General features: G+C 51.9%; 16 protein-coding genes. 9 read left to right on the plus strand and 7 right to left on the minus strand.

Translation table 11 applies throughout. The features are described from left to right. Positions 1–33 precede the first annotated feature (33 nt). A complete protein-coding gene (locus K3T82_RS01030; RefSeq protein WP_220191652.1) occupies positions 34–3252 on the minus strand; it encodes a winged helix-turn-helix domain-containing protein in 3219 nt (1072 codons plus the stop codon). 806 nt (positions 3253–4058) lie between these two features. Between K3T82_RS01030 and K3T82_RS01035 the strand changes: the two genes are divergently transcribed. After that, positions 4059–4694: a LysE family translocator gene (locus tag K3T82_RS01035; protein WP_220191653.1), complete on the plus strand. Its 636-nt coding sequence runs from the start codon at positions 4059–4061 to the stop codon at positions 4692–4694. Positions 4695–5168: 474 nt separating this feature from the next. Here K3T82_RS01035 and K3T82_RS01040 read toward each other — a convergent pair whose 3' ends face one another. Beyond that, complete coding sequence (locus tag K3T82_RS01040; protein WP_220191654.1) at positions 5169–5432, minus strand: hypothetical protein; 264 nt, start codon at positions 5430–5432, stop codon at positions 5169–5171. Between the two features lie 663 nt (positions 5433–6095). Here K3T82_RS01040 and K3T82_RS01045 point away from each other — a divergent pair. Then, positions 6096–7607 (plus strand): FAD-binding oxidoreductase, encoded by a 1512-nt coding sequence (locus tag K3T82_RS01045; protein WP_220191655.1) that lies wholly within the window; start codon positions 6096–6098, stop codon positions 7605–7607. Between the two features lie 244 nt (positions 7608–7851). Here K3T82_RS01045 and K3T82_RS01050 read toward each other — a convergent pair whose 3' ends face one another. Further along, positions 7852–8052, minus strand: coding sequence for a hypothetical protein (locus K3T82_RS01050; protein WP_220191656.1), 201 nt, complete (start codon positions 8050–8052; stop codon positions 7852–7854). Positions 8053–8150: 98 nt separating this feature from the next. Then, positions 8151–8699: an RBBP9/YdeN family alpha/beta hydrolase gene (locus K3T82_RS01055; RefSeq protein WP_236030922.1), complete on the minus strand. Its 549-nt coding sequence runs from the start codon at positions 8697–8699 to the stop codon at positions 8151–8153. 989 nt (positions 8700–9688) lie between these two features. On the opposite strand from K3T82_RS01055, the gene K3T82_RS01060 reads away from it, so the two are divergent. Then, positions 9689–10243 (plus strand): discoidin domain-containing protein, encoded by a 555-nt coding sequence (locus K3T82_RS01060; protein ID WP_220191657.1) that lies wholly within the window; start codon positions 9689–9691, stop codon positions 10241–10243. 173 nt (positions 10244–10416) lie between these two features. Continuing rightward, entirely contained in the window at positions 10417–12744 is a 2328-nt protein-coding gene (locus K3T82_RS01065) for a discoidin domain-containing protein (protein WP_220195028.1), read from the plus strand. Positions 12745–12903: 159 nt separating this feature from the next. Here the strand turns inward: K3T82_RS01065 and K3T82_RS01070 are convergent, their stop codons facing one another. Further along, the gene (locus tag K3T82_RS01070) at positions 12904–14595 is read right to left on the minus strand and encodes an ABC transporter ATP-binding protein (RefSeq protein ID WP_420799280.1); all 1692 of its coding nucleotides are present in this window, start codon (positions 14593–14595) and stop codon (positions 12904–12906) included. Positions 14596–15254: 659 nt separating this feature from the next. Here K3T82_RS01070 and K3T82_RS01075 point away from each other — a divergent pair. From K3T82_RS01075 to K3T82_RS01085, 3 genes are all read left to right on the plus strand, one after another. After that, positions 15255–16484: an ISAs1 family transposase gene (locus K3T82_RS01075; RefSeq protein ID WP_220191658.1), complete on the plus strand. Its 1230-nt coding sequence runs from the start codon at positions 15255–15257 to the stop codon at positions 16482–16484. A gap of 440 nt (positions 16485–16924) precedes the next feature. After that, complete coding sequence (locus tag K3T82_RS01080) at positions 16925–17563, plus strand: TetR/AcrR family transcriptional regulator (RefSeq protein ID WP_220191659.1); 639 nt, start codon at positions 16925–16927, stop codon at positions 17561–17563. Positions 17564–17592: 29 nt separating this feature from the next. Then, positions 17593–18870, plus strand: a complete 1278-nt coding sequence (locus tag K3T82_RS01085; RefSeq protein WP_220191660.1) for a glycosyltransferase — start codon at positions 17593–17595, stop codon at positions 18868–18870. Positions 18871–19151: 281 nt separating this feature from the next. On the opposite strand, the gene K3T82_RS01090 is transcribed toward K3T82_RS01085, so the two are convergent. Further along, positions 19152–21140, minus strand: coding sequence for a hypothetical protein (locus tag K3T82_RS01090; protein ID WP_220191661.1), 1989 nt, complete (start codon positions 21138–21140; stop codon positions 19152–19154). A 773-nt stretch (positions 21141–21913) separates the two neighbouring features. On the opposite strand from K3T82_RS01090, the gene K3T82_RS01095 reads away from it, so the two are divergent. Together K3T82_RS01095 and K3T82_RS01100 are read left to right on the plus strand one after the other, a co-directional pair. Beyond that, a complete protein-coding gene (locus tag K3T82_RS01095; RefSeq protein WP_220191662.1) occupies positions 21914–22171 on the plus strand; it encodes a heavy-metal-associated domain-containing protein in 258 nt (85 codons plus the stop codon). A gap of 332 nt (positions 22172–22503) precedes the next feature. Continuing rightward, positions 22504–24741, plus strand: coding sequence for a heavy metal translocating P-type ATPase (locus K3T82_RS01100; RefSeq protein WP_220191663.1), 2238 nt, complete (start codon positions 22504–22506; stop codon positions 24739–24741). A gap of 141 nt (positions 24742–24882) precedes the next feature. Here the strand turns inward: K3T82_RS01100 and K3T82_RS01105 are convergent, their stop codons facing one another. Beyond that, positions 24883–25524, minus strand: a complete 642-nt coding sequence (locus K3T82_RS01105; RefSeq protein WP_220191664.1) for a DUF305 domain-containing protein — start codon at positions 25522–25524, stop codon at positions 24883–24885. Position 25525: the final 1 nt, after the last annotated feature.

Below are 25525 nucleotides of genomic sequence, written 5' to 3' on the forward strand. Positions count from 1 at the left end.
GGCTGGAAGGCCCGCTGTTGGGGAGATGAGGTGTTAGAGCAGCGAGTGAGCACGCGCCAGGGCCACTGCCTGTGTGCGGCTGCTCGCTCCCAACTTGCCGAAAAGATTACTGGCATGTTTCTTGACAGTATCTAGTGAAATCACCAGGGTCTGAGCGATGTCCTGATTGGAAGCTCCAGCTGCCAACAAGCGCAGGACTTCCTGTTCACGTCGGGTTAATGAAATCCCTGGCACAGAGGAGATGACCAATGTCTGCCGAGCCTGTGCTTTCCCCAGCTCGGATGCGGTTGCCCTCTCTAGCGATCTGCTCACATCAGACTGCTCCTGCTCGAAGGCGGCTAGCAGCTTTGCGATGGAGGCTAAGAGAGAGACTGCCCACTCGTGTTGTTGGGAGTGTAGGGCGAACAGCGCCTGAAGCGCCTCCTTCATCGGTTCGCCTTCGTCCAGATACACGCGCAGGTAGCCCTCTGGCTCTGTTAGAACAAAGAGGCGCTCCGCAGTCATGTGCGCCTGCTCGTTCTGACCTGTCTGATGCAGCGCTACCAGCAACTGAGCCAGATATGTCATGGTGATCCTGACATTGGACGGTCGATCCAGGTGCCCACGGAAGCGTTGTAGCAAGTCCAATGCCTCCCGAAAGCGCTGCTGGGCAAAATACACGCGAATCATAATCGGGAAGGCATCGTATAGGTTTCTGTCCCATGGCCCCTCTGGAAAAAGGACGCCACGCACCCAGTCGGACGCCTCCTTGAGTTGTCCTTGCACCAACCACCACCGTGCTCGCACGATGGGTAACCTGCCAGAGTAGACTGCCGAGCGTTCGCATTGCATCCACTGCTCTAGCTCGTGCAGTGCAAACTCAGCCTCCAACCACACACCTCTCGCTAGCGCAACTCCTACAAACTCTATGTATCCTTCTGCGAGCACATCCAGATGCTGCCAGGTAGTGGCGTCATGCACGACTGTCTCCAACAAGCTGCGTGCTTCCTCAAGGCGGTTCCACTGGTAGTACACTCGTGCCAGCACAACTTCAAAGTAGCCTTTGAGCAGAGCATAGCCTGCTGTTTGCCCGATCAGGTCAAGAGCCGCCCGGCTCTCCTCATACGCCAGACGCAGTTGTCCCGCCTCCAGCGCCGCCATTGCCAGCCATTGCCCAACCTTGTAGGTTGCATAGCGACTTTCTGACTGGCTCGCCTGCTTTTTGGCAGAGAGCAGCCGCGGCACCAGACTTGCCCCCTCTTGTTGAACCCCGTGATGAAGGAGGAAACTACAGGCGAGCGGCACGAGCTGCCAGATCGCCTCCTCCTCGTTCTCAAGCACCTCCTCGATCTCCTGTTCTATGCTCTTCATGCGCTCCTCATCCCCACGGGCTACGGCTTCCCAAAAGACCAGATGGATTTGAAGCAGATACAAACGCCGGGGCAACAGAATGTCCTTGCTGGGCTGAGTTTCTCGACCTTCGGTATAAGAGGAAATGCCTGCTCTTGTGGGCGAGAGCTTCTGATCAATTTCGCCACCAGGCAGCCGCAGGAACGTTTCCACCCGTGTCATGAGTTGCCGAGCCTCCTGAGAGCTTCTGGTGCGCCGGTCATGGGTGGCCTGGGTCACTGTGGAGAGCAGGTAGAGTGCTATCGTAAGCAAAAGATGTGCATGCTCACGCGCCGTCTGCTCTGGCAGTATCAGTGCCCAACGGGCCATCGTCGCTATCTCTCCACGCAGCCAGAACTCTTCGACCGTCTGCTCCATGAGATTGGCTGCAATAGAATAGTCAGCAGCCTGGAGGGCATGGCTCATCGCCTCGTGAACGTCGCCCGCTTCCTGATAAAAGGCAGAGGCCCGGCGGTGCAAAAGCGGCACCAAATCTGGCAGGGTAGCGTGCAGAACAGCGAGTAGAGCTTCACGGAAGAGCGCATGCAGGCGATAGCTGTGGCGCTCCTCATCCAGCGGCACGACAAAGAGGTTAGCTCGCTCCAGGAAGGCGAGCATCTGTTGGCTGGCTGCACTGGTGGGTGCAGCGGTTACGGCCTGGCACGCGGCAGCTGACATTTGCGAGAGGAGAGCGCTCCTGAGCAGAAAGTCGCGCACGCTCTCAGGCAGGCAGGCCAGGATCTCCTCTTGCACGTAATCCAGGAGGTACCGCTGACTGCCGGTCAACTTCTCAAGATAGGCTGCGCGATCTGCGCGTTTCTGGAGGGTAAGTGCGGCCAGGTGCAAGCCAGTAATCCAGCCCTCAGTCCGTCTCACCAGCTTGCGAACCTCATCTGCTTCGAGCACTGGGGAGAGCAGATGGCTCAGATACTGGCTCGCTTCCCCCTCTCCAAAGCGCAACTCGTCTGCACGGATCTCAGTCAGGTGTCCACGCGCCCGCAAGCGTGCAAGGGACACATCCGGGTCTACGCGGCTGGAGAGAATCAAATGGACATGTGCAGGTAAATGTTCTAGAAAGAAGCTCATGCCCTCGTGAATGGCTGGCTCTTGGATCACCTGATAATCGTCCACAATCACCACGATGGGGGCTACATGCCCCTCATCACCGCCCATCTCCTGGAGCAACGTCGTGAGCATGGTAGAGAGCGGTGGCGGCTGGGGTGATTGCAAGAGCGCCATCGCGCTTGCTCCAAAGCTTGGGGTGAAACTGGGGCAACGACGCAGGGCCGCGATGAGCGCAACCCAAAAGCGCGTTGGCGTCGAGTCTAAGTCGTCCAGCGAGAGCCAGGCAACCTGAACGCGACGCCGACTGGCCCAGGTTACGAGCAACGTCGTTTTGCCAAAGCCTGCTGGCGCGGAGACGAGTATGAGCCTTGTGGCAAGCGCCGCATCGAGCGCAGCCAGTAAGCGTTCGCGTACAATGAATGAGTTCGGCAGGCGCGGTGGGAAGAGCTTGCTGGAAAGCGGCGCAATCCCTTGGGAAGTTGCGTACTCAGGCTTCTGTTCGGACAAGAGCATCCTGGCTGTCTCCTCTAAGCGCGAGAGCCGGAGCGTCTCTGTCCTTCCCAGATAGCGCTTGTGTGCCTGCCCCTGGTGCGAGTGATAGGCATACCAGTAGCCAGAGCCTCGCGACCGCGACTCTTTGAGCACATTAAGGTGACCAGCTTGCCCCTGGAAAGCAAAGGAGGTATGCGTGGCTAACCAGGCGAACCACGCTTCTTCCTCTCCTGGCACCACAGAGGAGAGGGCTGGATCAGCCGGATGCAATTCATACAAGCCACGTGAGGCTATCCAGAGGAGGGCATGCGTCGGGACTTTCGGCATAGGCTCCTTTCACCATACAGTTGTTCTCCCCAACTCCCCAACATGAGGAAGGATATCTTCCAGTCACATCGACTGGATTTCCCTCATCGCTCTTTTGACATATCTCAAGAAAAGAATGTGACTGCTGCCTCTTATGACAAGCCCGTGTGCCATTGCTGGGAGATACGTCTGCTCTCTTGCATCGTGTTGCGAGCCAACCACGTCGCCATGGTGCGCGGGGTGGTTGAAAAAATCCGTTATGTTGATCTCGCACCAGATTGCTCGCAAGACATACCCGCCTGGATACAAGGCATAAAAAAAAAGAACCGGGCGATCTTTTCCCCATTTCCTCTCGTTGATCCAGATCTGACAGCGCTCCAGATCGACACCCCCTAACCGAACTCACTGCCACGAACACCAGTGTAGAAAAAAGGGGGGTTGATCAACATTATATTCGTGAACTTGCGTGCCTGCAACACTTGATGCGAGATGCCGCACATCTCTTCCTCTGCAGAGGACCCTGGCAGTCTACTAGAGTAAAGAGAAATATATGTGTAAATCTTCTCCTCAGGAAATTTCCGTCCTTTTCTTTTTCAATTTGACAGCAATAGCTTCTATATCGTCAACAGCAAATGCAATATGCCGAATACCCAGGGTATTTGAAAAAGATGGCTGAATACCTTTTTCATCTGAGGACGTATAAAATTTGATGAATTCTATACTATGGATGATTGCGCCACTGCCAACTAGACAGTAAAAGAGTTTTTGCTGGTACAGTAAGAAATTTTCGTGCAGGGCGCACCACGCATACAGTGAAGGAGGATGACATGCCTACTCTGACAACCGTCTCACTCTTTTTATTTACCGCTCTGGGATTGCTTTTCATTCCTGGCCCCTCCGTCCTTTTTATCATGACGCGCAGTATGGATGGAGGAAAGCGAGCCGGAGCCATCTCCGCACTGGGCATTGGGGCAGCGGATCTCATTCATACTACAGCAGCAGCCTTTGGACTCTCTGCACTCCTCATGACTTCTGCCCTTGCCTTTAGCTTCGTGAAATATCTTGGGGCAGCCTATTTAATATATCTTGGCCTTCGCACGCTCTTGAGGCACGATGAGCCTCATAGTACAGAGAAGGAGAAACCCCAAACCATTCCTCGTATGTTCTTCCAAGGAATGACCGTAGAACTATTCAATCCGAAAACGGCGCTCTTCTTTTTAGCCTTCTTGCCCCAATTTGTTAATCCTTCTCATGGGATGGTCACATTACAGTTCCTCATCTTCGGAAGTCTGTTTGCGATTCTGGGCCTCTGTAGTTTAACATTTTATGGGCTTTTATCAGGGGCAATTGCAACACTTCTCAAAAAAAATACACACTTTCAGCGTTTCCATCGCTATGTGACAGGAAGTATATATATTGCTCTTGGTCTCACCGCAGCTTTTGCCGGTTCAGAGAAAAAGTAATTGATTCAGTTTTTCTCCCGAGTCGCATCTTTTGATAGAGAGGGGGTCGCAAATAGGTGACGCCCCCCTGTTCACCTGTTATTTTTCGCCACACTTTCAAATACTATGATAGGCCAATCTTACAATGCTGTGACCAAACAGCGTTATTTCTATCGGTTTGAGGGCGCTCCACTGCCCACTAAAAAGGATGGACATACAGACGGATTCATCAATAAGGCCAGCCTTCGCAAAACGTTGAATGAGGCTGGCGCACCAAATAATCATCATATCCCCTGTCAGACAGTTGTTTAAGTTTTTGAACCTCTTCCAGAGCATGCACTTTGACCACACTTGCATTTTCCTACTAGTGGGGACTGTCAAGCGTCGTTTGCAAGGTGTGCTTCCTGCAGCGGGGGTACAGAGGGGCGTCATCCCCTCTGCACCCCTTTCTCTCCGATCGTACATTTGCGCTTTGACGGAATACTAGCGACCCGGTCATGACCAACTACTCAACATGTGTTGGTTCCTCTTAGCGCATGGATCCGTAGTATGGATGAGAATATCCTCCATACGAGTACAGTCGGTAGGACGATCCATACGAGTACGGTCGGTAGGACGATCCATACGAGTACGGTCGGTAGGATGATCCATACGAGTACGGTCGGTAGGATGATCCATACGAGTACGGTCGGTAGGACGATCCATACGAGTACGATCGTGGATATGTCCTTTCGTAGGATGACATTCTTGGTACGTCACCAAGCTCCCAACCTTGCTGAGACATTGCAGCTTTCGTTGGCACATTGGCCTTGACACGGGCAGCTGATGCCGAATGGGCCGTACCAAGGAGCAGCAAGAGGGCGAGCAAACTGCTGAAGACAGTAAGGTACACAAGCTTCGCACGAACTGAAATTTTCATCAAGCCCCTCTCTTTGAATGAGATGTCCTAAAGGTTAATTAGCACATCTACATTATGAAAACAAACATTTTACTCCTAAATTTGGCAAACGCTACAATTTCTTTTCCAGGTCTCTTTTTTTTATAAAAATGAAAACAAACACAAGAAATAATGTGAAAGTCCAACAAAAACGGAAGCCTGGTTGTCGTGCTAAGCCTCAGCCATTTTCAGCGTTCACCCCTTTATCTGATGGAACACGTGCTGTCCACAGAGCAATCTTGTTCGCAAGACAATGAAATTCCCTTCTCCATGGAACTTCCTATGATAAGTAAGTGTAGGTAGATTTCTCTTTTTAGCCCATTGGCTAGACTGCCAGTAGATAGTGTCTTGCGGCAACTAAGAAAGAAGAATAGAGCTTCTCCTTAGGTATTAGCTGTAAAAAGCTACTTATATACATGGCTGTTCTAGTAGACTTATGGATGTGAGAACATCGTGTGCACATCCTCCAAAAGGTGCAAACGAAGATGAAATCAACACGATTTGATGCATTCGCCAAAGCCCCAACCTCGCGGCGAAAGGTTCTCCAGGCTCTGGCAGCCCTCGCAGGAACCAGCTGTTTGGAAGGACTTCAAATAGCTGGTCTCGATGATCGTGCCATGGCTGCCCTTCACGATGGAGGACCTGGTGATCCTGCTACTGGAGGGGCCAAGTTGACAGGGCGTCTCGTATTTCCCAATAGTCCGGAGTATGACAGTGCTCGTTTGGGCTGGGCTCGACAGTTCTCCAAGTTCCCCATCGTCATCGTCTTTTGTCAAAACGTGCAGGATGTCGTGAATGCGCTCAGTTGGTGTCGGGAACACCATGTCGCCTTGCGAGCACGAAGCGGTCGGCACTGCCTGGAAGGATGGTCATCGCTGGATGATGGGGTCGTCATTGACGTGAGTGATATGAACCAGATTCACGTTGATACAAGCGCAGAGGTCGCGACGGTCCAGACTGGGGTCACCCAAGGGGCGGTAGTCACTGCGCTGGGGAAGATCGGGTACGCCATTCCTAGCGGAGGAGAGAAAACCCCCGGTATAGGTGGAGTGACGCTTGGTGGAGGTATTGGTATGCTCGCTCGATCCATGGGTCTGGCTTCTGATAACCTGGTTGGCGTCGAAATGGTGATCCCCAGCGGCAAGCAGGGTGCCGAGGTCATCCAGATCGACGAGAACAACCATGCCGACCTGCTGTGGGCGTGCCGTGGGGGCGGTGGTGGCAACTTCGGCATCGCAACCTCCTTCACCTTCAAAATTCGCCCTATCTCTACCGTCACGATCTATGAGGCAACCTGGGGTTCCGCCGATTGGCAACATGTGAGTGAGCTTTTGAGCGTCTGGCAGTCCTTGACTCCCTCTGCCGACGATCAACTGGGCTCGGTCTTCAACGCGAATTCCCAGAAAGATGGCACCATTACCTCCTCTGGTCTCTTCATCGGATCACAGGAGACACCGTTGCGCCAGTTGCTCCAACCGCTGTTTGGGATTGGCACGCCCAAAGTGACGATTCAGACCATGCCTTATCTCGATGCCTGGCTGCACTTCGCTGCCCCTCCCGATCCGCCGCGCCCTGACAAGTTTTCGTCGGTCTGGGTCTATGACGCCTTTCCGCCTGAGGCACTTGAAACGGTCCACCGTTTCCTGGCGAATGCCCCCATCTCGCAGGCCAATATCTGGTGCTTGAGTTGGGGTGGCGAAGTGAGCAGGATACCAACCGATGCCACGGCGTTCTACCATAGAGATGCACAGTTCTACATGGAGTGGGACTCCCCCTGGACGAATGATACAGAGGAGGGTCCAGCCACCGCATGGGTTGAGCAATTCCGTGAAGCGCTGCAACCCTATGTCAATGGGTCCTATATTAACGTTCCCGACCGCAGCATCACCGACCTCAGGGTCTATTATGGCGACAACCTTGCCAGGCTCCAGGAGGTCAAGCGCATGTACGACCCTGAGAATGTCTTCCACTTTGAGCAGAGCATTCCTCTCACTTAGCATCGCAAGATTTGAGTTTGAGATACTCAAGAGCCAAGAGCACGAATCCCTACGTGCCTTGATGAGCTTTCAAGCTGACGAGATAGATCGTTTCGGCAGTGAGTAGGCCTTTCCTCTCCAATTGGGAGGATTTTGTGAAATTGGTAGATCTTTCAGCGGAGGGTAGGCTCTTCCGTGAAGTACCCCACACCTAAAGGCGGGAGCTTCGATAGCACTCGGTTGCCTCTTCGCAGGCAACCGAGTGCTATCGAAGCTCCCGCCTCAGCCACCCTACGGGCGCGCGTTTCTTGTTCTCAAGAAGCAACTCTTGCTCCTCATAGCTGCGCAGTAGGTTACGCGTAGCGTTCTCATGCGGATTGGTTGGGCAGCCAAGCGGAATATACTCATATATGAGCAAGGCCAAAGCTTCCTTTGTGTGCGCCTTGTTGTATGACTTCTGCCCCATCACACTGTTCTCCTAGACATCCGAAGCCTACTCAACGTGGGAGCTATGTGCTGGCTGCTTGCTCATTCCCGTTAAATTCAGCGAGACTCGACTCTGGGTTACGACCGCTTGATGTCTTGAGCGAGCAGAGGTAACCCTTCTGTGAAAGAATGTTCCTTCCCATCGAGCACTCGAACAGTTGCTTGAGGCAGTTGTTCTTGATAACACCTTAGAGAAGAAAACGGAACAACTTCATCAAAACGACTATGATACAGGAAGAGTTGCCGAATCGGGGGGAGGTGTGAAGCAAAATCATCTGGCAAAGCGTACTCAAGCTCCCAATCCTGCTTCCCCCAGTAGGGCACGGACACCAGAAACAACGCAACAATTGGTCTCTGGTAGGTTCCTTCCGCCAGGTATTTTAGTAACATTGAACCACCTAACGAGTGCCCGATGAACAGCGCATCAGCATCAAGCTTGCCATGTTCTTGCTCAATCTGGTCCCTCCAGGCAAGGTATTGAGGGTGCTCAGGGTCGGGCATATCTGGAGCGAGGACTTCGTAATTGTTCCCGAGCTGCTTTTGTAGGTATGCAATTAGCTTCCCACTGCCAAAAGGCTTGCACTTATCGCCAGCTCCCTGAATGAAAAGTACTTGTCTGCTCATCATTCTCCTTCTTTTCATATGATTGCTCTCGCTCCAAGCACTGTTGAGAGAGTATGCATCTTCCATCCATAACTACTCTCACAGCATGAATCGATTCTCTTCAACAAGCTTGCTTGCAAAACGCAAGAACGCATAGTTGCTTTTTCCAAAACGCAACGACAAAATCGGAAACGCGCGAAGAACGTGCGGCTGATGACACTACGAGAACTTTTCCAACACATTGTCGTTTCGCAAGGGAATGTTAACCAAGTAACGTGAAGTTTTTTCGCAAAATTTCGATACTCATAGGAGAAGACATACCTCTTACTCTAAATATAGGTTTTGAGATGAGGGATATGCCTCCTCATGCGATTTTAATCGCCATGAAGACACTTCAGGCCTTCTCGCAGCGAGCCGAAAACTTTCACCATGATGCCAATGGATGCGAAGAAGTGGCAAAGAGGTTGCGTTTTTTCGTGCAAAACGCTTGACAATCAACGAAAAATTCGTTACATTCTAAATAGGTTTTAGATATATCATTTCGTAAATTTTCGGCATATATGGTAAATGATAAGACAAGGATCGTCTTGCCTTCAAAGCAGGAGGGAACTTCCATGCAACTCCTATGCACATCATCATCCGATCACAGGCTTTTTGGTGCCAAACCTCACCACCCTCCCACACACAACTATCCCACCCTCATATAAGCACGCCCATGTAGATGGAACACAAACATGTTCGTTCATCTCTGCCTGACATGTGGATGTAGGCACCAAGATGAAATGTAGGCATGAAGCACCTACTCACCTTTACGCGTAACACGCTCTTGCAATTCATTATGCTTTGCAAGCAGAACCTTCATCAAAAAGCGACTATCACAAAGCTTTTGCTTTCTCATATCTGAGTGTGAGAACACGAGCTACGCATAGTGGCACTGCGGTGAGCAGCGACCCACGTTCGATTTCAAACCCGAAATGCCCGCTTTCGTACTCATGGGACAACAAGGAGATGTCATGGATGCACATTCTGTCGGTTCCCAAAAGAGCCAAAAGCCTGTTCGGCGCTTGATAGGGATCTTCATGGTACTCTGTATCATGATTGGTGCCCTCATCTATTCGGCGCGCATTCCTACCGCTTACGCTGCGACCTCTCAGGCCCTCGCTGGCTGTGGTACCACCAACATCGCACTGAATAAACCAACCACAGCATCGTCAATTGAAAGCGCGAGTTGGCCAGCCTCCGCTGCCAACGATGGCAACGTCAATACGCGCTGGGGAAGCGCCTTCAGCGATCCTCAGTGGTTGCAAATCGATCTTGGGAGCTCGCAAACTATTTGTCAGGTTGTGCTGCAATGGGAAGCAGCCTACGCAACCGCCTATCAAATTCAAGTCTCAAATGATGCCTCAAACTGGACAACTATCTATACAACAACAACGGGTACAGGGGAGTGCAAACACTCAATGTCTCTGGCACAGGTCGCTATATCCGTATGTACGGAACGATCAGATCGGGAGGCTATGGCTACTCGCTCTGGGAATTCTCAGTTTTCGCAAGTACTGGCGCATTGACACCAACACCTACACCGACAGGAACACCCCCTGGTGGGAATTGGGCGCTGGTATGGAGCGACAATTTCGCTGGTACGGCAGGTACTCCTCCCTCTGCCAACAATTGGATTGCGGATACTGGGACAAACGCCCCTGGAGGCCCGGCGAACTGGGGTACTGGCGAAGTTGAGACGATGAGTAACTCAACGGACAATGTCTCTCTGGATGGCAATAACCATCTCAATATCACGGCATTGCGCAACGGTAATAACTGGACTTCCGGGCGTATCGAGACCAAACGTAGCGATTTCGCGGCCCCCGCTGGCGGGATGCTCCAGATCACAGCGTCCATCAAGCAACCCAATCCAGCAAATGCTCTTGGCTACTGGCCTGCTTTCTGGACGCTGGGCGCGGGGAGTCGCACCGGTGGATCATGGCCTGCCATCGGCGAGACTGACATTATGGAGGATGTCAATGGGCTTAGCGAGCAGGCAGCAACGCTACATTGTGGGGTCAATCCAGGGGGTGCATGCAACGAGCCATACGGCTTTGGGAGTGGAATGGCAACCTGCCCCAATTGCCAGACTGGCTACCACACCTATACCGAAATCATTGACCGCACGCAGTCAGATGAGCAAATTCGGTGGTATCTCGACAATCAGCAAATAGGCGTTGTACGTGAGAGTCAGGTAGGCGTGAGCACATGGCAGGCAGCCGTGGATCATGGCTTCTTCATTATCTTCGATCTCGCCATCGGTGGTTCCTTTCCCAATGGCGTCTGTGGTTGCACCACACCAACAAGCACCACCTCTTCTGGCGGGACGCTAAGTATCGCCTCTGTAGGAGTCTACCAATCAACCGGGACACCGCCAACGCCTCTGACGACGCCACCCGTTCCGACAACACCGAGCGTTGTCTCTGTGACAGGGTCACAGGGAAACTGGCAATTACAGGTAAATGGTTCCCCCTATCAGATTAAGGGAGTCACCTATGGCCCACCAACGGCTGCAGCCAGTGCCTATATGTCTGACCTGAAGGACATGGGAGTCAATACAGTCCGAACCTGGGGAACCGACGCCACAACCCAGCCACTGCTCGATTCGGCGGCGGCCTACGGTCTCAAAGTCATTAATGGCTTCTGGCTCAATCAGGGGGCGGATTATCTCAATGATACGACCTACAGGACCAATACACTCAATGATATCAAAAACTGGGTGAATACCTATAAAAACCATCCCGGCGTGCTGATGTGGGATGTAGGAAATGAGGTCTTGCTCACGCTGCAAAACACCTATTCTGGCACACAGCTAGAACAGGAACGCAACGCCTATGCGCAATATGTAGATCAGGTCGCTCAGGCCATCCATGCTATCGATCCCAATCATCCCGTAACCTCAACCGATGCCTGGACTGGTGCCTGGCCTTACTACAAAGCGAATACGCCACACCTCGATCTATACGCGGTTAATTCCTATGGGAGCATCTGTTCCGTCAAGCAGAACTGGATTAGTGAGGGCTATACTAAACCCTACATCGTCACCGAGGGTGGCCCCTCGGGTGAATGGGAAGTCCCAAATGACGCCAATGGTGCTCCTACCGAACCCACCGATGTCCAGAAAGCTCAGGGATACCAGACCGCGTGGAACTGTATTACCGGGCATACGGGAGTTGCACTAGGGGCGACACTCTTCAACTATGGTATCGAAAACGACTTTGGTGGCGTCTGGTATAACCTGATTCCAGGTCGCTGGAATCGGCTCTCGTACTATACAGTGAAGAAGATCTATAGCGGACAGAATGGAGCCAATACGCCACCAGTCATTTCTAGCCTCTCGTTGAACCAGAACAACGTCTCAGCAGGAGGGCAGTTCACGCTTAACGCGAATGTGAGCGATCCCAATGGCGATCCCTTACGCTATAATGTGATGTTCACAAGCAAATACGTAGATGCGAGCACAACACTCAAATCCGCGACCTTTACCCAAACGAGCGAAACCGCCTTCTCAGTGACGGCTCCCTCGACGCTAGGCACATGGAAGGTGTACCTATATGCCTACGATGGACAGGGGAATGTCGGTATCGAGACGCTCTCGTTCAAGGTTGTTCCGCCACCAGTAAATGGCACGAATGTCGCTGTTGGCAAGCCTACCACAGCCTCTTCCTACCAGGGCACAGGCAATGGTGCTCCGTTCCCCCCAACCAACGCGACTGATGGCAGCTTTAGCACGCGCTGGGCCAGCGATTGGAGCGATCCTCAATGGCTTCAGGTCGATCTTGGAAAATCAACCACGATCAACCATATCCAGCTCTATTGGGAGTCGGCATATGCATCGGGATATCGAATTCAGGTATCTAATGATGGCACGAACTGGACGACGATTTACTCGACAACGACCGGTGATGGGGGTATCGATGATTTCAATGTAAGCAACTCGGGGCGCTACGTACGCCTGAATGGCACACAACGCGCGACACAATATGGTTACTCACTCTATGAGTTTGGCATCTATACGTTGTCCTGACCACTTCCATGGAAGATCCACGATGGAGTATGTGGTAGGTACTCCATTGTGGATCTTCCCTTCTCTACATGAGATACTCTCACTAACATTTTGGCAAAAAACCAAGACATTCCACTCCTGGCATTCCCAGCCAAGTAGGCAGTAAAAATGGAGCCAGTCTCATATTTTTGCCTGCATGTTGTACAGATTTGCGTAGGCACTATTCAGCGTGATAAGCTCCTCGTGTGTTCCCTGTTCGCTAATCCCGCTCTCTGATAACACCAGGATCCTTTGAGCATTGCGGATAGTTGATAAACGATGAGCAATGACTAGCATTGTACGATTGTCAGATAACTTCTCCAATGAGTCTTTCACAGCCTTCTCACTCTCATTGTCCAGCGCGCTCGTCGCTTCATCAAAAATGATCACAGGGGGATTTTTGAGGAAGACGCGCGCGATGCTCAAGCGCTGCTTCTGCCCGCCTGAGAGTTTTACGCCACGTTGACCGATATCCGAATCATAGCCATCCGGCAACTCCATAATGAAATCATGCGCGTGCGCCTTTTTGGCTGCCTCAATGATTTCTTGTTCACTGGCATCGAGCTTGCCATAACGGATATTCTCCGCGATGGTCCCGGCAAACAAATAGACATCTTGCTGGACAATGCCAATATTTCTGCGCAATGAGCGCAGGGTTACATCGCGGATATCATATCCATCCAGCAGAATCTTTCCCGCGCTGACATCGTAGAAACGCGGAATCAACGAGCAAAGCGTGGTTTTGCCAACACCAGAAGGCCCAACCAGGGCGATATAGTCTCCAGCGCGAATCCTCAATGAGAGATTTTTCACAACATCTCTGTGCCCTTCTTTGTATCTGAAACTGACCGCCTGAAACTCGATGTTTCCTCTAACTTGTGCCAACTCACGCGCGTCTGCCGCATCTTGCAGATTGGGTTCTATCTCCAGAACCTCCATAAAGCGCTGGAAACCGGTGATGCCTTCCTGATAAAGCTCGCCGAAGTTGATCAGTTTTTTAATGGGATCAACGAGAATGCCAACACATAGCAAATAGGTCAGCATATCAGCCAGATCCAAGGCTGCGTGAACAACCGCAATGCCGCCAAGAACTATTACAGCAATAGTCATAAGTTGGGCAAACACCCCCAACCCACCGAAAAAGTACGCCTCACTTCTATAACCATCGCTACGACTGGCAAGAAAACGACGATTGGCGTAGGCAAATTTGCGCTTTTCGGACTCCTCATTAGTAAAGGATCTGACCACCCTGATACCAGCAAGCGTATCCTCAACCTGTGCATTGATGTCCCCGATGCGATCCTTGCTGCTGCGTAACGCTTTATTCATTTTCTTATTAAAGTGCCATGCATACACGATCATTATGGGCAGAAAAAGAAAAAGAAGCAAAGTCAACACAAGATTGATCTTCGCAAGAATGAGAAACGCGCCAGTAGCTGTTAAGAAGGTCACGACAATATCCTCGGGGCCATGGTGAAAGAGTTCGCTTAGCCAGAAGGTATCATCGGTAAGCCTGGTCATGAGCTGGCCTACTTTTTGTTCGTCATAAAAGCTAAACGAGAGCTTTTGATAATGCTCGAAGAGTTCAGTGCGCATATCACTCTGCATCCTGGCGCCCATCATATGCCCCTGAAAGTCGATGAACATCGTACACAGGGCCTGGACCACAACCAGCGCTAGCATAAACGCGCCCATTAAAGAGATGTCGTGTAGCTGATGTGGGTCATGACCTTGCAGAATATTTTTGGTAATGTATTGCGCACAAAGCGGAAGGAGTAGTGTGGTCGCGGAGACGATGAGGGCACAGGCAATATCTGCGAAAAACAGACCCATGTATGGTTTGTAATACGACAAAAACTTTTTGCCGCGTGAATGAGCTGGCTTGACCGTGTCAGATTGAGAGCCAGCTTTGGATTCGGGTAAATGCTTCGTCGAGGCTGACGTTTTTTTCGTGATCGAATCGTTTGATTGCAAAGTGATGCTCCTCAGGGTGGTATGCAAGTAAGCGCAAAAGGCACAAGGAAACTTGCTCCAACTCAAAACAGGCGAGCGGAGGAAGAGTAGGGGGGCGCAACAGGAATACCAGCATGAGAAGGGATAACGTGGAAGGCCGGACCAAGAGACGCGAAGATATGACGTGTGGAGATAACAAAGAGGATGTGTTTTTTGCGAACGACAATGATCTAGTGTACCATACTATCTCAATGTCTACACGCTCAGAATATCCTCGACGGATCTCCATCTCTTCATGCCAGGCATCGATGTCGCGCGGTATGCGCTTCTAAGCATCACTGCACCTCCTTTCTGAACTTGCAGCGTATCAGAAACACGCCAATGACAATCAAGCACAGAAGCGATAATAGCATAAGAGAAACGTCTGGTCAACTATGAGAGGCAATAAATCAGGGCTTTCCAATTCTAGAAGAGGAGGTGAAAAAGAAGAGCTTTCCTTGTAGAATACAAAAACCAAGACCTACAAAGGAAAACTCTGCATGGACTATAACATATGGACGCTAACAGCGCGAGCCGAAGAGGATCCTGAGAGAGTTCCAGTGACCTCGCTTTATCAGAGCTTACAAGCACTTTCAGACAAGAGAAGAGGACAAGGGAAGCGCTACGAACTCGCCTTGATTCTCTCGCTCCTTGTGCTCGCCAAGTTGGCAGGGCAAAAGACCCTGAGTGGAGCCACCGAATGGATTCGTCATCGCGGAGGGGTTCTCGCACAGCGCTTCGGGCTGCGTCGGGAGAAGATGCCATGCCAGATGACCTACTGCAATGTGCTCGCAAGAGTAGATGACAAGCACCTCGACGTGCTGCTTTCAGCCTTTTTCACCCGGTGGGAGGCCCAAAGCCGCTGTGGGGAGGAACCAAGTCGCTTACACACCCCATCTGCCCAAGCGGATCATGCTCACATTGCCATTGATGGCAAAACGTTGAGAGGGACCACCCAAGGGGCTCATCCTGTACATCAACTCAGTTGTTATGAGGTGGCAACGGGCACGGTGCTGTGGCATTGCAACGTGGGGGAGAAAGAGAACGAAATCAGCGCCCTCAAACCCTTGTTGACCTCTACCTGCGTGAGTGGACGCATTCTGACACTGGATGCTATGCACACGCAACGGGCATTGTGTGCTCTGGTGCAGCAGTTGGGAGGGGACTACCTCCTCATCGCCAAAGGCAACCAGCCGACGCTGCGAGAGGACATTGCGGATCTGCTGGATGATCCCTTCCCTGATCGGCGGCGCTGGCAGCAGGCAGAGACCTGGAGCAAGGGTCATGGGCGGTTGGAACATCGCCAACTCCTCTGTAGTCCAGATCTCAATGAGTGGTTTGGCAGAGATTGGGTCGGTATTGAACAGGTTTTTCGCCTCCAACGAACGACACGCCTTCTCAAGTCAGGCAAGATGCGCCACGAGGTGGTGTACGGGATCAGCAGTCTCTCGTTACGTCAGGCTCCTCCTGCACGAATACTTGAGCTTATCAGGGCGCATTGGGCCATTGAAAATCGCCTCCATTATCGACGAGATGTCTCCCTAGGCGAAGATAGCTGCCAGACGCGCACTGGCTCAGTTCCCAGCCTGCTTGCTCAGCTCAATAGTACGGCATTAAGCCTTATGGATCACCTTGGGGTTCGCAATGTCGCTCGCCAGATGCGCTTCTTGGATGCTCATCTGGACCAGGCTCTCAATCTTCTTCTCACTGGGCAATGTTCCGTTTATTAGAATTGGAAAGCCCTGGGCAATAAATCCAGGGTCTCTCAAAAGACTTGGTTCATCACTGCAACGGCTTTCGGGCACTATGTTCACCAACCCTGACGGCCAGATGCTCGTTAACAGCCTTGTCCTGCTCTATGAACCACTGACGCATATATCCTCTATAAAGAGGATCTTGGCAACAGGCCATGCGGCGAAATACACTCAATCTGTTTCGCAACCTAAACTTCAGCTAACCTCAGAAATTGGTGAGGATGAAGCCATTCAAGCATAGCAGCTCTTCACAATCCGACCCTTTACGCCTTATGCTACAATATGACTGCAGTCACTTAATGACTATGCTCATTATGAAAACGATGGTCCCCTTCCCATCAGTTTCGTTCTCACCAGAAACGAGGCAGGTTTACGTCATAAGGCTTTTGCCGCCATAGAGAGGCATTGAATAAGTTATGAGTCGTTTACGTGAGCAAAACAAACAGCGCACTTTTGAGCAGATTCAGCGAGCCGCCAAAGATCTGTTTGAGCGCAAAGGATATGCAGCGACCACGACCCGCGAAATCGCGGAGGAGGCGCAGATCGCTACGGGCACCCTTTTCCTCTACGTGCAGGACAAAGCAGAGCTCCTGCTTCTGATCTATGCCAATGCCATCGGCAAGTTGATGGATGCAACCTTTGCGACAGTTCCTGAGGATCGTCCACTGCCAGAACTGCTCCTGCATATCTTCGGCCCTTTCTTCGAGCTGTATGGACGTCATCCTGAGAATGCACGCCATTTTTTGAAAGAACTGCTCTTCCACGAGGATGATCACAGTCGGAGCCAGCAAGTTGGTCTCCAAAACGAGGAATTTATACAACGGCTAGCCCACATTATCCAGCGGGCACAGGAGCGCGGCGAGATCCGCCAGGATGTTGATCCACAGCAGGCGGCAGGCAGCTTTTTCGCCATCTACTTTGCGACTGTGACAGCCTGGCTAGGCAGCTTCCTGGTGATGGACTCGGCTTCTCTAGAGCAGTTACGGTCGCTGTTCGAGCTACAGATCAGGGGCATGCTACCGCCTGATACAGCGTCTGCCATGGAAACGATGTGAGCTTATTGACAGAAAGAAGGTCATCAGCAATGCGCATTGTGATTATGACGTCGGGTTCGCGTGGTGATGTACAGCCTTATATTGCGCTAGGGCTGGGTTTACAGCGAGCCGGCTACCAGGTCTGCATGTTCACTCACAGTATCTTCGCGCCCATGATCGAGCAGTATGGCCTCGAATTTGCCGCGCTCGACGGCAATCCGCGCGCGATGGTGGAAAGCAAGGAGGGACTACGGCTCCTCGAATCGGGAGGGAATGCGATGCACTTTATGCGCAGATTGTCTGCGGAGATCAAGAAAAACCAGATAGCTATGACGCGCTCAGCATCGCGTGTGCTACCCGGTGCACACCTCCTCTTATATTCCATCCTCTGCTTTGCTGGCTCATACGTCGCCGAAGCGCTCAACATTCCAGCCATGCTGGTGCCACTACAACCGATACTACCAACGCGTGCCTTTCCATACCCAACCGGCTTCTCGCGTTCACTGGGGAGCGTTGGCAACCTGCTAACCCACAGGCTCGTCAACATGGGCATCTGGCAACTGATGCGCTCAACCATGCAACCGATCCGCCATGAGCTTGGCCTACCACCGATTCCTATCTGGGGATCGATCTCCTGGCTCTACAAACAGCGCCAACCGATACTGCTCGGCAACAGCCAGCTGGCCCTGCCTCGTCCTATGGACTGGCCTGATTGGGTATACGTCACTGGGTACTGGTTCCTGGACGCGCCATCAACCTGGCAGCCGCCAGCCGACCTACTCAACTTCCTGGCAGATGGACCACCACCCGTCTACATCGGCTTTGGGAGCATGGCGAGCCGCAAAGCGGAAGAAACCACCAGCATTGTCCTGCATGCTCTGGCACGTTCGAGACAACGAGGTATCATCTCCACTGGCTGGGGAGGACTAAGTAACGCCGACCTGCCCGACACCATCTTTCAACTAGAGGAAGCACCACACGATTGGCTCTTCCCTCGCATGGCAGCAGTGGTCCATCACGGAGGCAGCGGCACAACAGCGGCGGGATTGCGCGCCGGTGTCCCAAGCGTTGTGGTACCCTTCTTCGCCGATCAGCCCTTCTGGGCCGAGATAGTCTATCGCCTGGGTGTCGCCACGAAGCCGATCCCGCACTCGCGGCTGACAGCCGAAAATCTGGCAACGGCCATCACGACCTCCGTCTCAGATCAGGCCATGAGCGCCCGTGCCGCTGCTCTCGGTGCCCGCATCCGGGAAGAAGACGGCGTCGCCAACGCCATCAATATCATACGCCAGCGGATACCCTTGACTGCAAAGATACCCTCTGATTAGCAACGATTATGTTGTTGACAAACACCCCACGGATTAAACCCTGACTTTTATACACAAATTACAATCAGTAATTCCTGAAGGTTGAAAGGGTCATTCCCCGACACCAGATAGCAAAAAGAGTGACGGAAAATGTGTGGGCTGACACGCTTGCCCGTCATCCCAGAACGAGTGGTAAGCGTTTGAAGAGAGCGGAAATTCTTCTCAGAGGGGAGAAAAGATGAGGCTCCAGTACTGGAGCCTCATCGCTACATCATGGTGCAAGCAACACAGCCTCGCAAGGTCTAGGTATGGATTTCGCTGATGCGTGTATACCAGTTTCCTAACGCGACACGTGTCTTATTGCAAGTGTAAAGCGGTGACGCAGTTGTATCGGTAAGGTATTGTTGCAGCGTGCAAGATTGCCCGATATACTCAGAAGCGATCCAAACGCTGTTTCCCAGCGGAACCGCTGCTCCATAATCCCCCCATCGTGGGCGAGGAGGATTGCCAAATGCCTTGTATTCGGAGAACCCATCCTGTGGTCCTTTTCCTGCGGCTGCAATACGCACTGGGCCGATGCCATTGCGATCAACCAGTGCGAACGCGGCACTTGGGTAGTCATTGGGACCAACCAGCGTGAAGGCGATGGCTCCTTTTCCTGAACTGGTAATGCCAATGGCTGGGTAGAGTAGATTCGCGCCAAAGGCCGCATAGTAGTCGCTCTTCTCTACCTGATACTGTGGTTGTGCACCCCCCTGTTGTGGCTTGACGATAATGTACTCCACTCCAACTTCGGTCTGCCCGTTGATAGTGACAGCCGTATTTATCGCACCCCAGATGCGCCCATTCGCGTACATGACCTGTTGCATACGCGTATCAGAACTATCAAGTGGCCCGATCGTTTCAGGAACAAAGGGATCGGGGCCCCCGAGTACTCCAGTCGCACAGGCTGCGTCGTTGAGGCACTGTCCCAGTGGGAAGTTCCCAGCCTTTTGTGGGGCACGCTCAGGAACTGTATAGGGCTTGACCGTTTGGATACTGAAGGTGAGTGAGACCGCAGGTTGTTTGTTGCGTAACGTATGGGTATTGGTCAATGCCCAGGTTATCAGATTGCTTGAAGTGCCGCTATCTGTCAGAACCGCATCCGTACTCAAGAAGTACTCGGTGCCATTGCGCTCACGGGCATACTGAGTATCTGGCGAGAAGGCAGGCCAAACGGTGAAGGCAGGATTGCCATTGACCGAGTTAAAGGTATCATACTGCACCACCGTCACGGTTTTCTCATTGTGGACAAGTGCTTGCTTGGAGAAAGCATAGATCTGCGAGGCATGATATCCATCACCAAAGAATGGGAACTCATTGGTAGTGATATAGAAGCCATTGGCATCTGCCCCGATATGCGGATAATCTCCCAGGCAGGGACCTCCATCGCATTGATGGTTGGGGGTGCCATCAGTACCATCGTCCTGTACAGGCAGGCGGTAGATGGTCCACTTCCCACGTGGATCAGCAGTTTTACTGACAGCGATATCGAGGTGATTGCTGCCCAAATAGTCACCGGTCGCAGGATCGACGTCGAGGGTAAGCACGACATGGAACCAGCGATTGGTCTCATGATCATAGTAGCAGCTTGGATCTGTGATGGCAGGCCCAAAGGTAGGAGGTGTGCTGGTACGGGTAATCGCGGGTGAATACCCATAGAACGTATTGAGGTCAGTGACTCCCAGCGCCTCATGTCCCCTTTGGTCATAGATATTGAGAACATCATTGACCGTTTCCAGGACGAAATTGCTGTTGACACACAGGCCCTGGTCCGGCGGCTCAACGGTGAACTGATTGCCGTTATTAGCAAGGCGCTGTTGGCGAAGCGTTAAGCCATCAAAGCTTGTTTTAAGGGTTCCATAGGAGGAGCTTTTGTGTGCAGGGGTGGCAACACTCCATCCTTTTTGTTTGCTAGTTGGGGCAATGCTCCGATTCGTCCCCTTCCAGGATGTCCCATTGGGGGCAAGGCGAGATTGATTCTGGGCAATAGCGTCCTCTCCATCATCACCTTCCGGTTCATCGCGTATTTCCGGATTTTGCACCTTGGTATCCTTGCCCGGTGTGGAAGGCTGAGACTGAGTAGTGGTGGAACTTGTGATTTGGCGGATAAACGGCTTGCCGATCGCTCCTCCCCCTGGAGTCGTTGAAGCGTGAGCCTCAGCATGATAGATAAAGACGGTAGCGAGGAGTGTCAAGAGAAGCGTCAGACTGCTTGCGGCAAACCAGAGTGGTCGTAATCTGCGTTGCATAGAAATGTACTCTCCCTGTACAGTGCTTACGTCCTGGTGGACGCGTCCTGTGCGCTAGACAACGGACCAAAAAGACAGATGAATGGGTTGAGGCCCTTCTCTGCCAACAAACAATAAAGATGAGATATACATAAAAAAGCTGGCACCGTGCAGAAGGCATGCATGTGAGGAACAGCAAGCACCACACTTAAATATACTGATGCAATGGTTGAGAAGTGGTGACCAAGATAGAGCGAAATTGGTTAAGAAAGTGGATATGAAGTAGAGAAACGAGTGCTTCTCACAGGAACATGTAATGGATGTGTTAATTTTCTCAGCCTCTTCTTAGCATTGGGCGAAACGTTGGAGGCTCACATGGAGGGCAATAGTAGCCTGTTGGTAACAAACGATGTGAGCGTTGCCTATGATATCACTCATAGAGCGAAGCACTTTTCGCTTCAGGAAGAATCTTGACAATACCCCGCTAGGGTATGTTATACTTTCCGTACCCCACCCATGGGGGTACGGTTTACAGAGAAGAAAAATGCGAAAGCTGTAGACGGAGTGATAAAAGCAGCATTTTTTGCGCCATGCGCATCTAATGAATTATGACACCGATGACATCTTCTCAATGAGAGAGATTTTCTCATTGAGAAGAAACACTGATCAGGAAATTAACTGCGTGAGGATAAGTGAGATCCTCTTCCATAAGGGAAATATCTACATTGTGCTTTAACGCTCATTCACCCTTGAGGGCTGATATGGAGAGGATATTTGTGAGAGGAGTTGTGACCATGATAAACGATCAAGAAATCACGTTGAATATACCAGCCATGAGTTGCCAGCATTGTGTGCAAACAATTACAAAGACGCTCGCTGGCTTACCCGGAACACAGAATGTTCAGGTCGATCTCGCAACAAAAACAGTTCGGCTGACTACTGATACAGAAGCGGTACCACGTTCAGGCATCGAATCTGCCCTTGCTGACGCAGGATATCCTGTTGCCAAACGACCTGGAATTTCTAAAGGGAAAGCTCTTCCTCTGATCTAATTGCTACTGAGGAGGCAGCCGAAGGGCAAGTGCTTCCTCTTTAAGTGAAGGCTCAACCACTGTTCTCTGGGTTCTCGCAGAAACTTTTTCGCTGCACACTACCTCACTCTCCTGAGTATGGGCAGAGCAAAGCGAGAATACACCAGCAGAACAGAATTGCTGATAATCCCTCACTCACTACATTCCACTCCTGGCATACTTCTGAAGAGGTGATGACAGCAGCATATGATACCGAGAAAAAGAATGTACTCACGCGATTGTGCCATATTGAAGGGCAGGCGCGTGGGTACAACACATGGTAGAAATCGAATGTCTGTAAAAGGAGCTTGACCATGAATCATGTACCCGAGCATGAAACCCATGAGACATCTACTCCTGAGCCTGGGAACAGTAAACATCAGGAACACCACCATCATTCGCATCTGGAACGTGATGGACATGCCTCTCCTTCGCGTGCTCATGACGAGCATAGAGAACATGGGAAGGAAAGGGATCATACAGCGCATGCTGCGCATATCAGAAATACTAAGTATGTTGGACGCATTGAAGGCCAGAGGGCGCACAGTGAGCATGAAGTTCATGCGGGCCATACCGAGCACGGAGATCATGCAGGACATCATGCAGACATGTTCAAGCGCCCCTTCTGGATCTCACTGATCCTGACTCTTCCTGTTGTTCTCACAGCACCCATGTTGTCTATGGCCGTGGGCTTACAAATCCCATCCTTCCCCGGAGCGACCTGGCTCGCTCCGGTGTTAGGAAGCATCATCTTCTGGTATGGAGGCTGGGTCTTCCTCAGTGGGGCCTTCTCAGAAGTACGAGCCAAAAAGCCGGGTATGATGACGTTGGTTTCACTCGCGATCTCAACCGCCTACTTTTATAGCCTGGCCGTAACCTTACATCTGGTCCAGGGCATGGACTTCTACTGGGAGATGGCAACCCTGGTGACGATCATGTTGTTGGGGCATTGGATGGAGATGCGAGCCATTGGAAGTGCACAAAGCGCATTACAAGAATTGGCAAAACTGCTTCCTGATATGGCCGAACGCATTGTTGATGGGGAGATTGAACGCGTTCCTGTGAGCCAGTTGCGAGAGGGCGATCTTGTGTTGGTTCGCCCTGGTGGGCAGGTTCCCGCTGATGCACGGGTCATTGAGGGCGAGAGTCAGGTGAATGAAAGCATGGTCACCGGGGAATCGCGCCCTATTCATAAGCACCCAGACGATATGGTCATTGCTGGAACGGTGAATGGAAGCGGATCGCTCAGACTCCAGGTTGCACATACAGGTGATAAAACGATGCTCGCAGGCATTATGCGCCTGGTTGAGGAGGCTCAGCAGAGTCGTAGCCAGGCCCAAGCTCTGGCGGACCGCGCAGCCTACTGGTTGACCTTCATTGCCGCAGGAGTTGCGTTTGTGACCTTGATTGCCTGGACAATCGTGCAGGGGTTCAATGATGCCACATTGGAGCGAGTGGTCACCACACTAGTGGTCGCTTGCCCGCATGCACTTGGGCTCGCGATTCCGCTCGTGATTGCCATCTCCACAGCGCTTTCCGCCCGTCATGGTATCCTGGTGCGCGACCGACTGGCACTCGAACAGGCCCGACTCCTGGATGTCGTGGTCTTCGACAAAACAGGCACGCTCACGAAAGGCGAACAGGGGCTGGTGGCACTTCGCACAACGAGTAGCAGCAGTGAGGAGAAGGCCCTTGCGCTGGTCGCCGCCATTGAACACGATAGTGAACATATCATTGCTCGCGCCCTGGTGAGGTCGGCACAGGAAAAGCATCTTTCCATTCCAACTGCGACCGATTTCCAGGCACTTGCTGGTAAAGGCGTGCAGGCGCAGATTGAGGGACGAATCTTGAAAGTGGGCGGACCGGGTTTGCTCGAACAGGATGAGATTCAACTCCCCGCTGATCTGTCCCAGGAGGTCAAGCAGTGGGGGCGGCGTGGGCAGACTGTGGTCTACTTAGTTGAACAACAAAACGTACTGGCAGCGTTTGCGCTGGCGGATGTCATACGGCCAGAGAGTCGGGAAGCGCTTGCCTCGCTCAAGCAACAGGGGATACGCGTCGCTATGCTTACAGGGGACTCACATGAAGTTGCCAATTGGGTTGCAGCTGAACTGGGGATTGAAGAAGTCTTTGCCCAGGTGCTCCCAGAGTACAAGAGCGAGAAGATTATCGCCTTACAGCAGACTGGGGCGAAGGTAGCGATGGTGGGTGATGGCGTCAATGACGCGCCAGCCCTTGCGCAAGCTGACGTGGGAATTGCTATTGGGGCGGGAACGGACGTGGCGCGTGCCTCGGCTGGCATTGTCCTGGTCAAGAATGATCCCCGCGATATCGCACGTATTATCACCTTGAGCAAAGCGAGCTACAGGAAGATGATCCAGAATCTTGCCTGGGCAGTCGGCTACAATGCGATAGCCCTACCTCTCGCTGCAGGTGTCCTAGCCCCAATTGGGTTTGTGCTTCCGGCAGCCTTTGGAGCGGTGCTCATGTCGCTCTCAACCATCATTGTCGCGCTCAATGCCCAAACCCTACGACAACTGCGGCTAGCCTAAGCAAATAAGGCGAATAACTTCATTTCTTCAACAGAAAACACATCCGCCCCTTCCCTTTGATGAGGAAGAGGCGGATATGTTTTCAAGAGGCCAATAGATACTCGTAGCCTTCAAAGAGATGAGTTTGCAATAATGGAGAGTCTAAAACCACGCCTTCTGCCAGTCTTGCATCTGCTGAACCTCTTGGGACTGTGTCTTTATAATATTTTGCCCCAGTTGTTTCAGCTCGACACGCTGGGTTTTCTGAGGAATCAGGTTTGCCATATTGATGGCTTGCTGATGATGCTCAATCATCATATCGGTAAATTGCTTATCAAACGCTGCGTCCTTCGCGTTCTTGAGTTGATCCATAGCCCCCATCATATTCATCATTCCAGGAACACTCATAGTATCGGTGAGTGGTTTTTCATTATACCATTGAATCAGCCACTGTTTCATTTCATCGATCTCTTTGCTCTGCGCTGTAATAATGTTATTCGACAGGGTTATGAGTTCTGGGCGTTTGGTATGCGAAGGAACCAACTTTGCCATATCAATCGCGGACTGATGATGCACTATCATCTCTTGCAAAAATTTGATGTCAAAGTCTTTGCCACTCAACGGCTTCAGACTCTCGGTCATGGGATCATTTCCCGTCGTTGTCGTCGCAGTTGCTGTACTGGTCATGCCGGAATGATCCATACCAGTCATACTGCCCTCACCTGATGACGTTCCCCCACATGCGGCGAGCACGAGCATAATGAACAGGGAAACAATCACGAAAAGTCCTATATTTTTCTTCATA

The organism is Ktedonospora formicarum (assembly GCF_016587355.1).
In the GTDB taxonomy this organism is placed as follows: domain Bacteria; phylum Chloroflexota; class Ktedonobacteria; order Ktedonobacterales; family Ktedonobacteraceae; genus Ktedonobacter; species Ktedonobacter formicarum.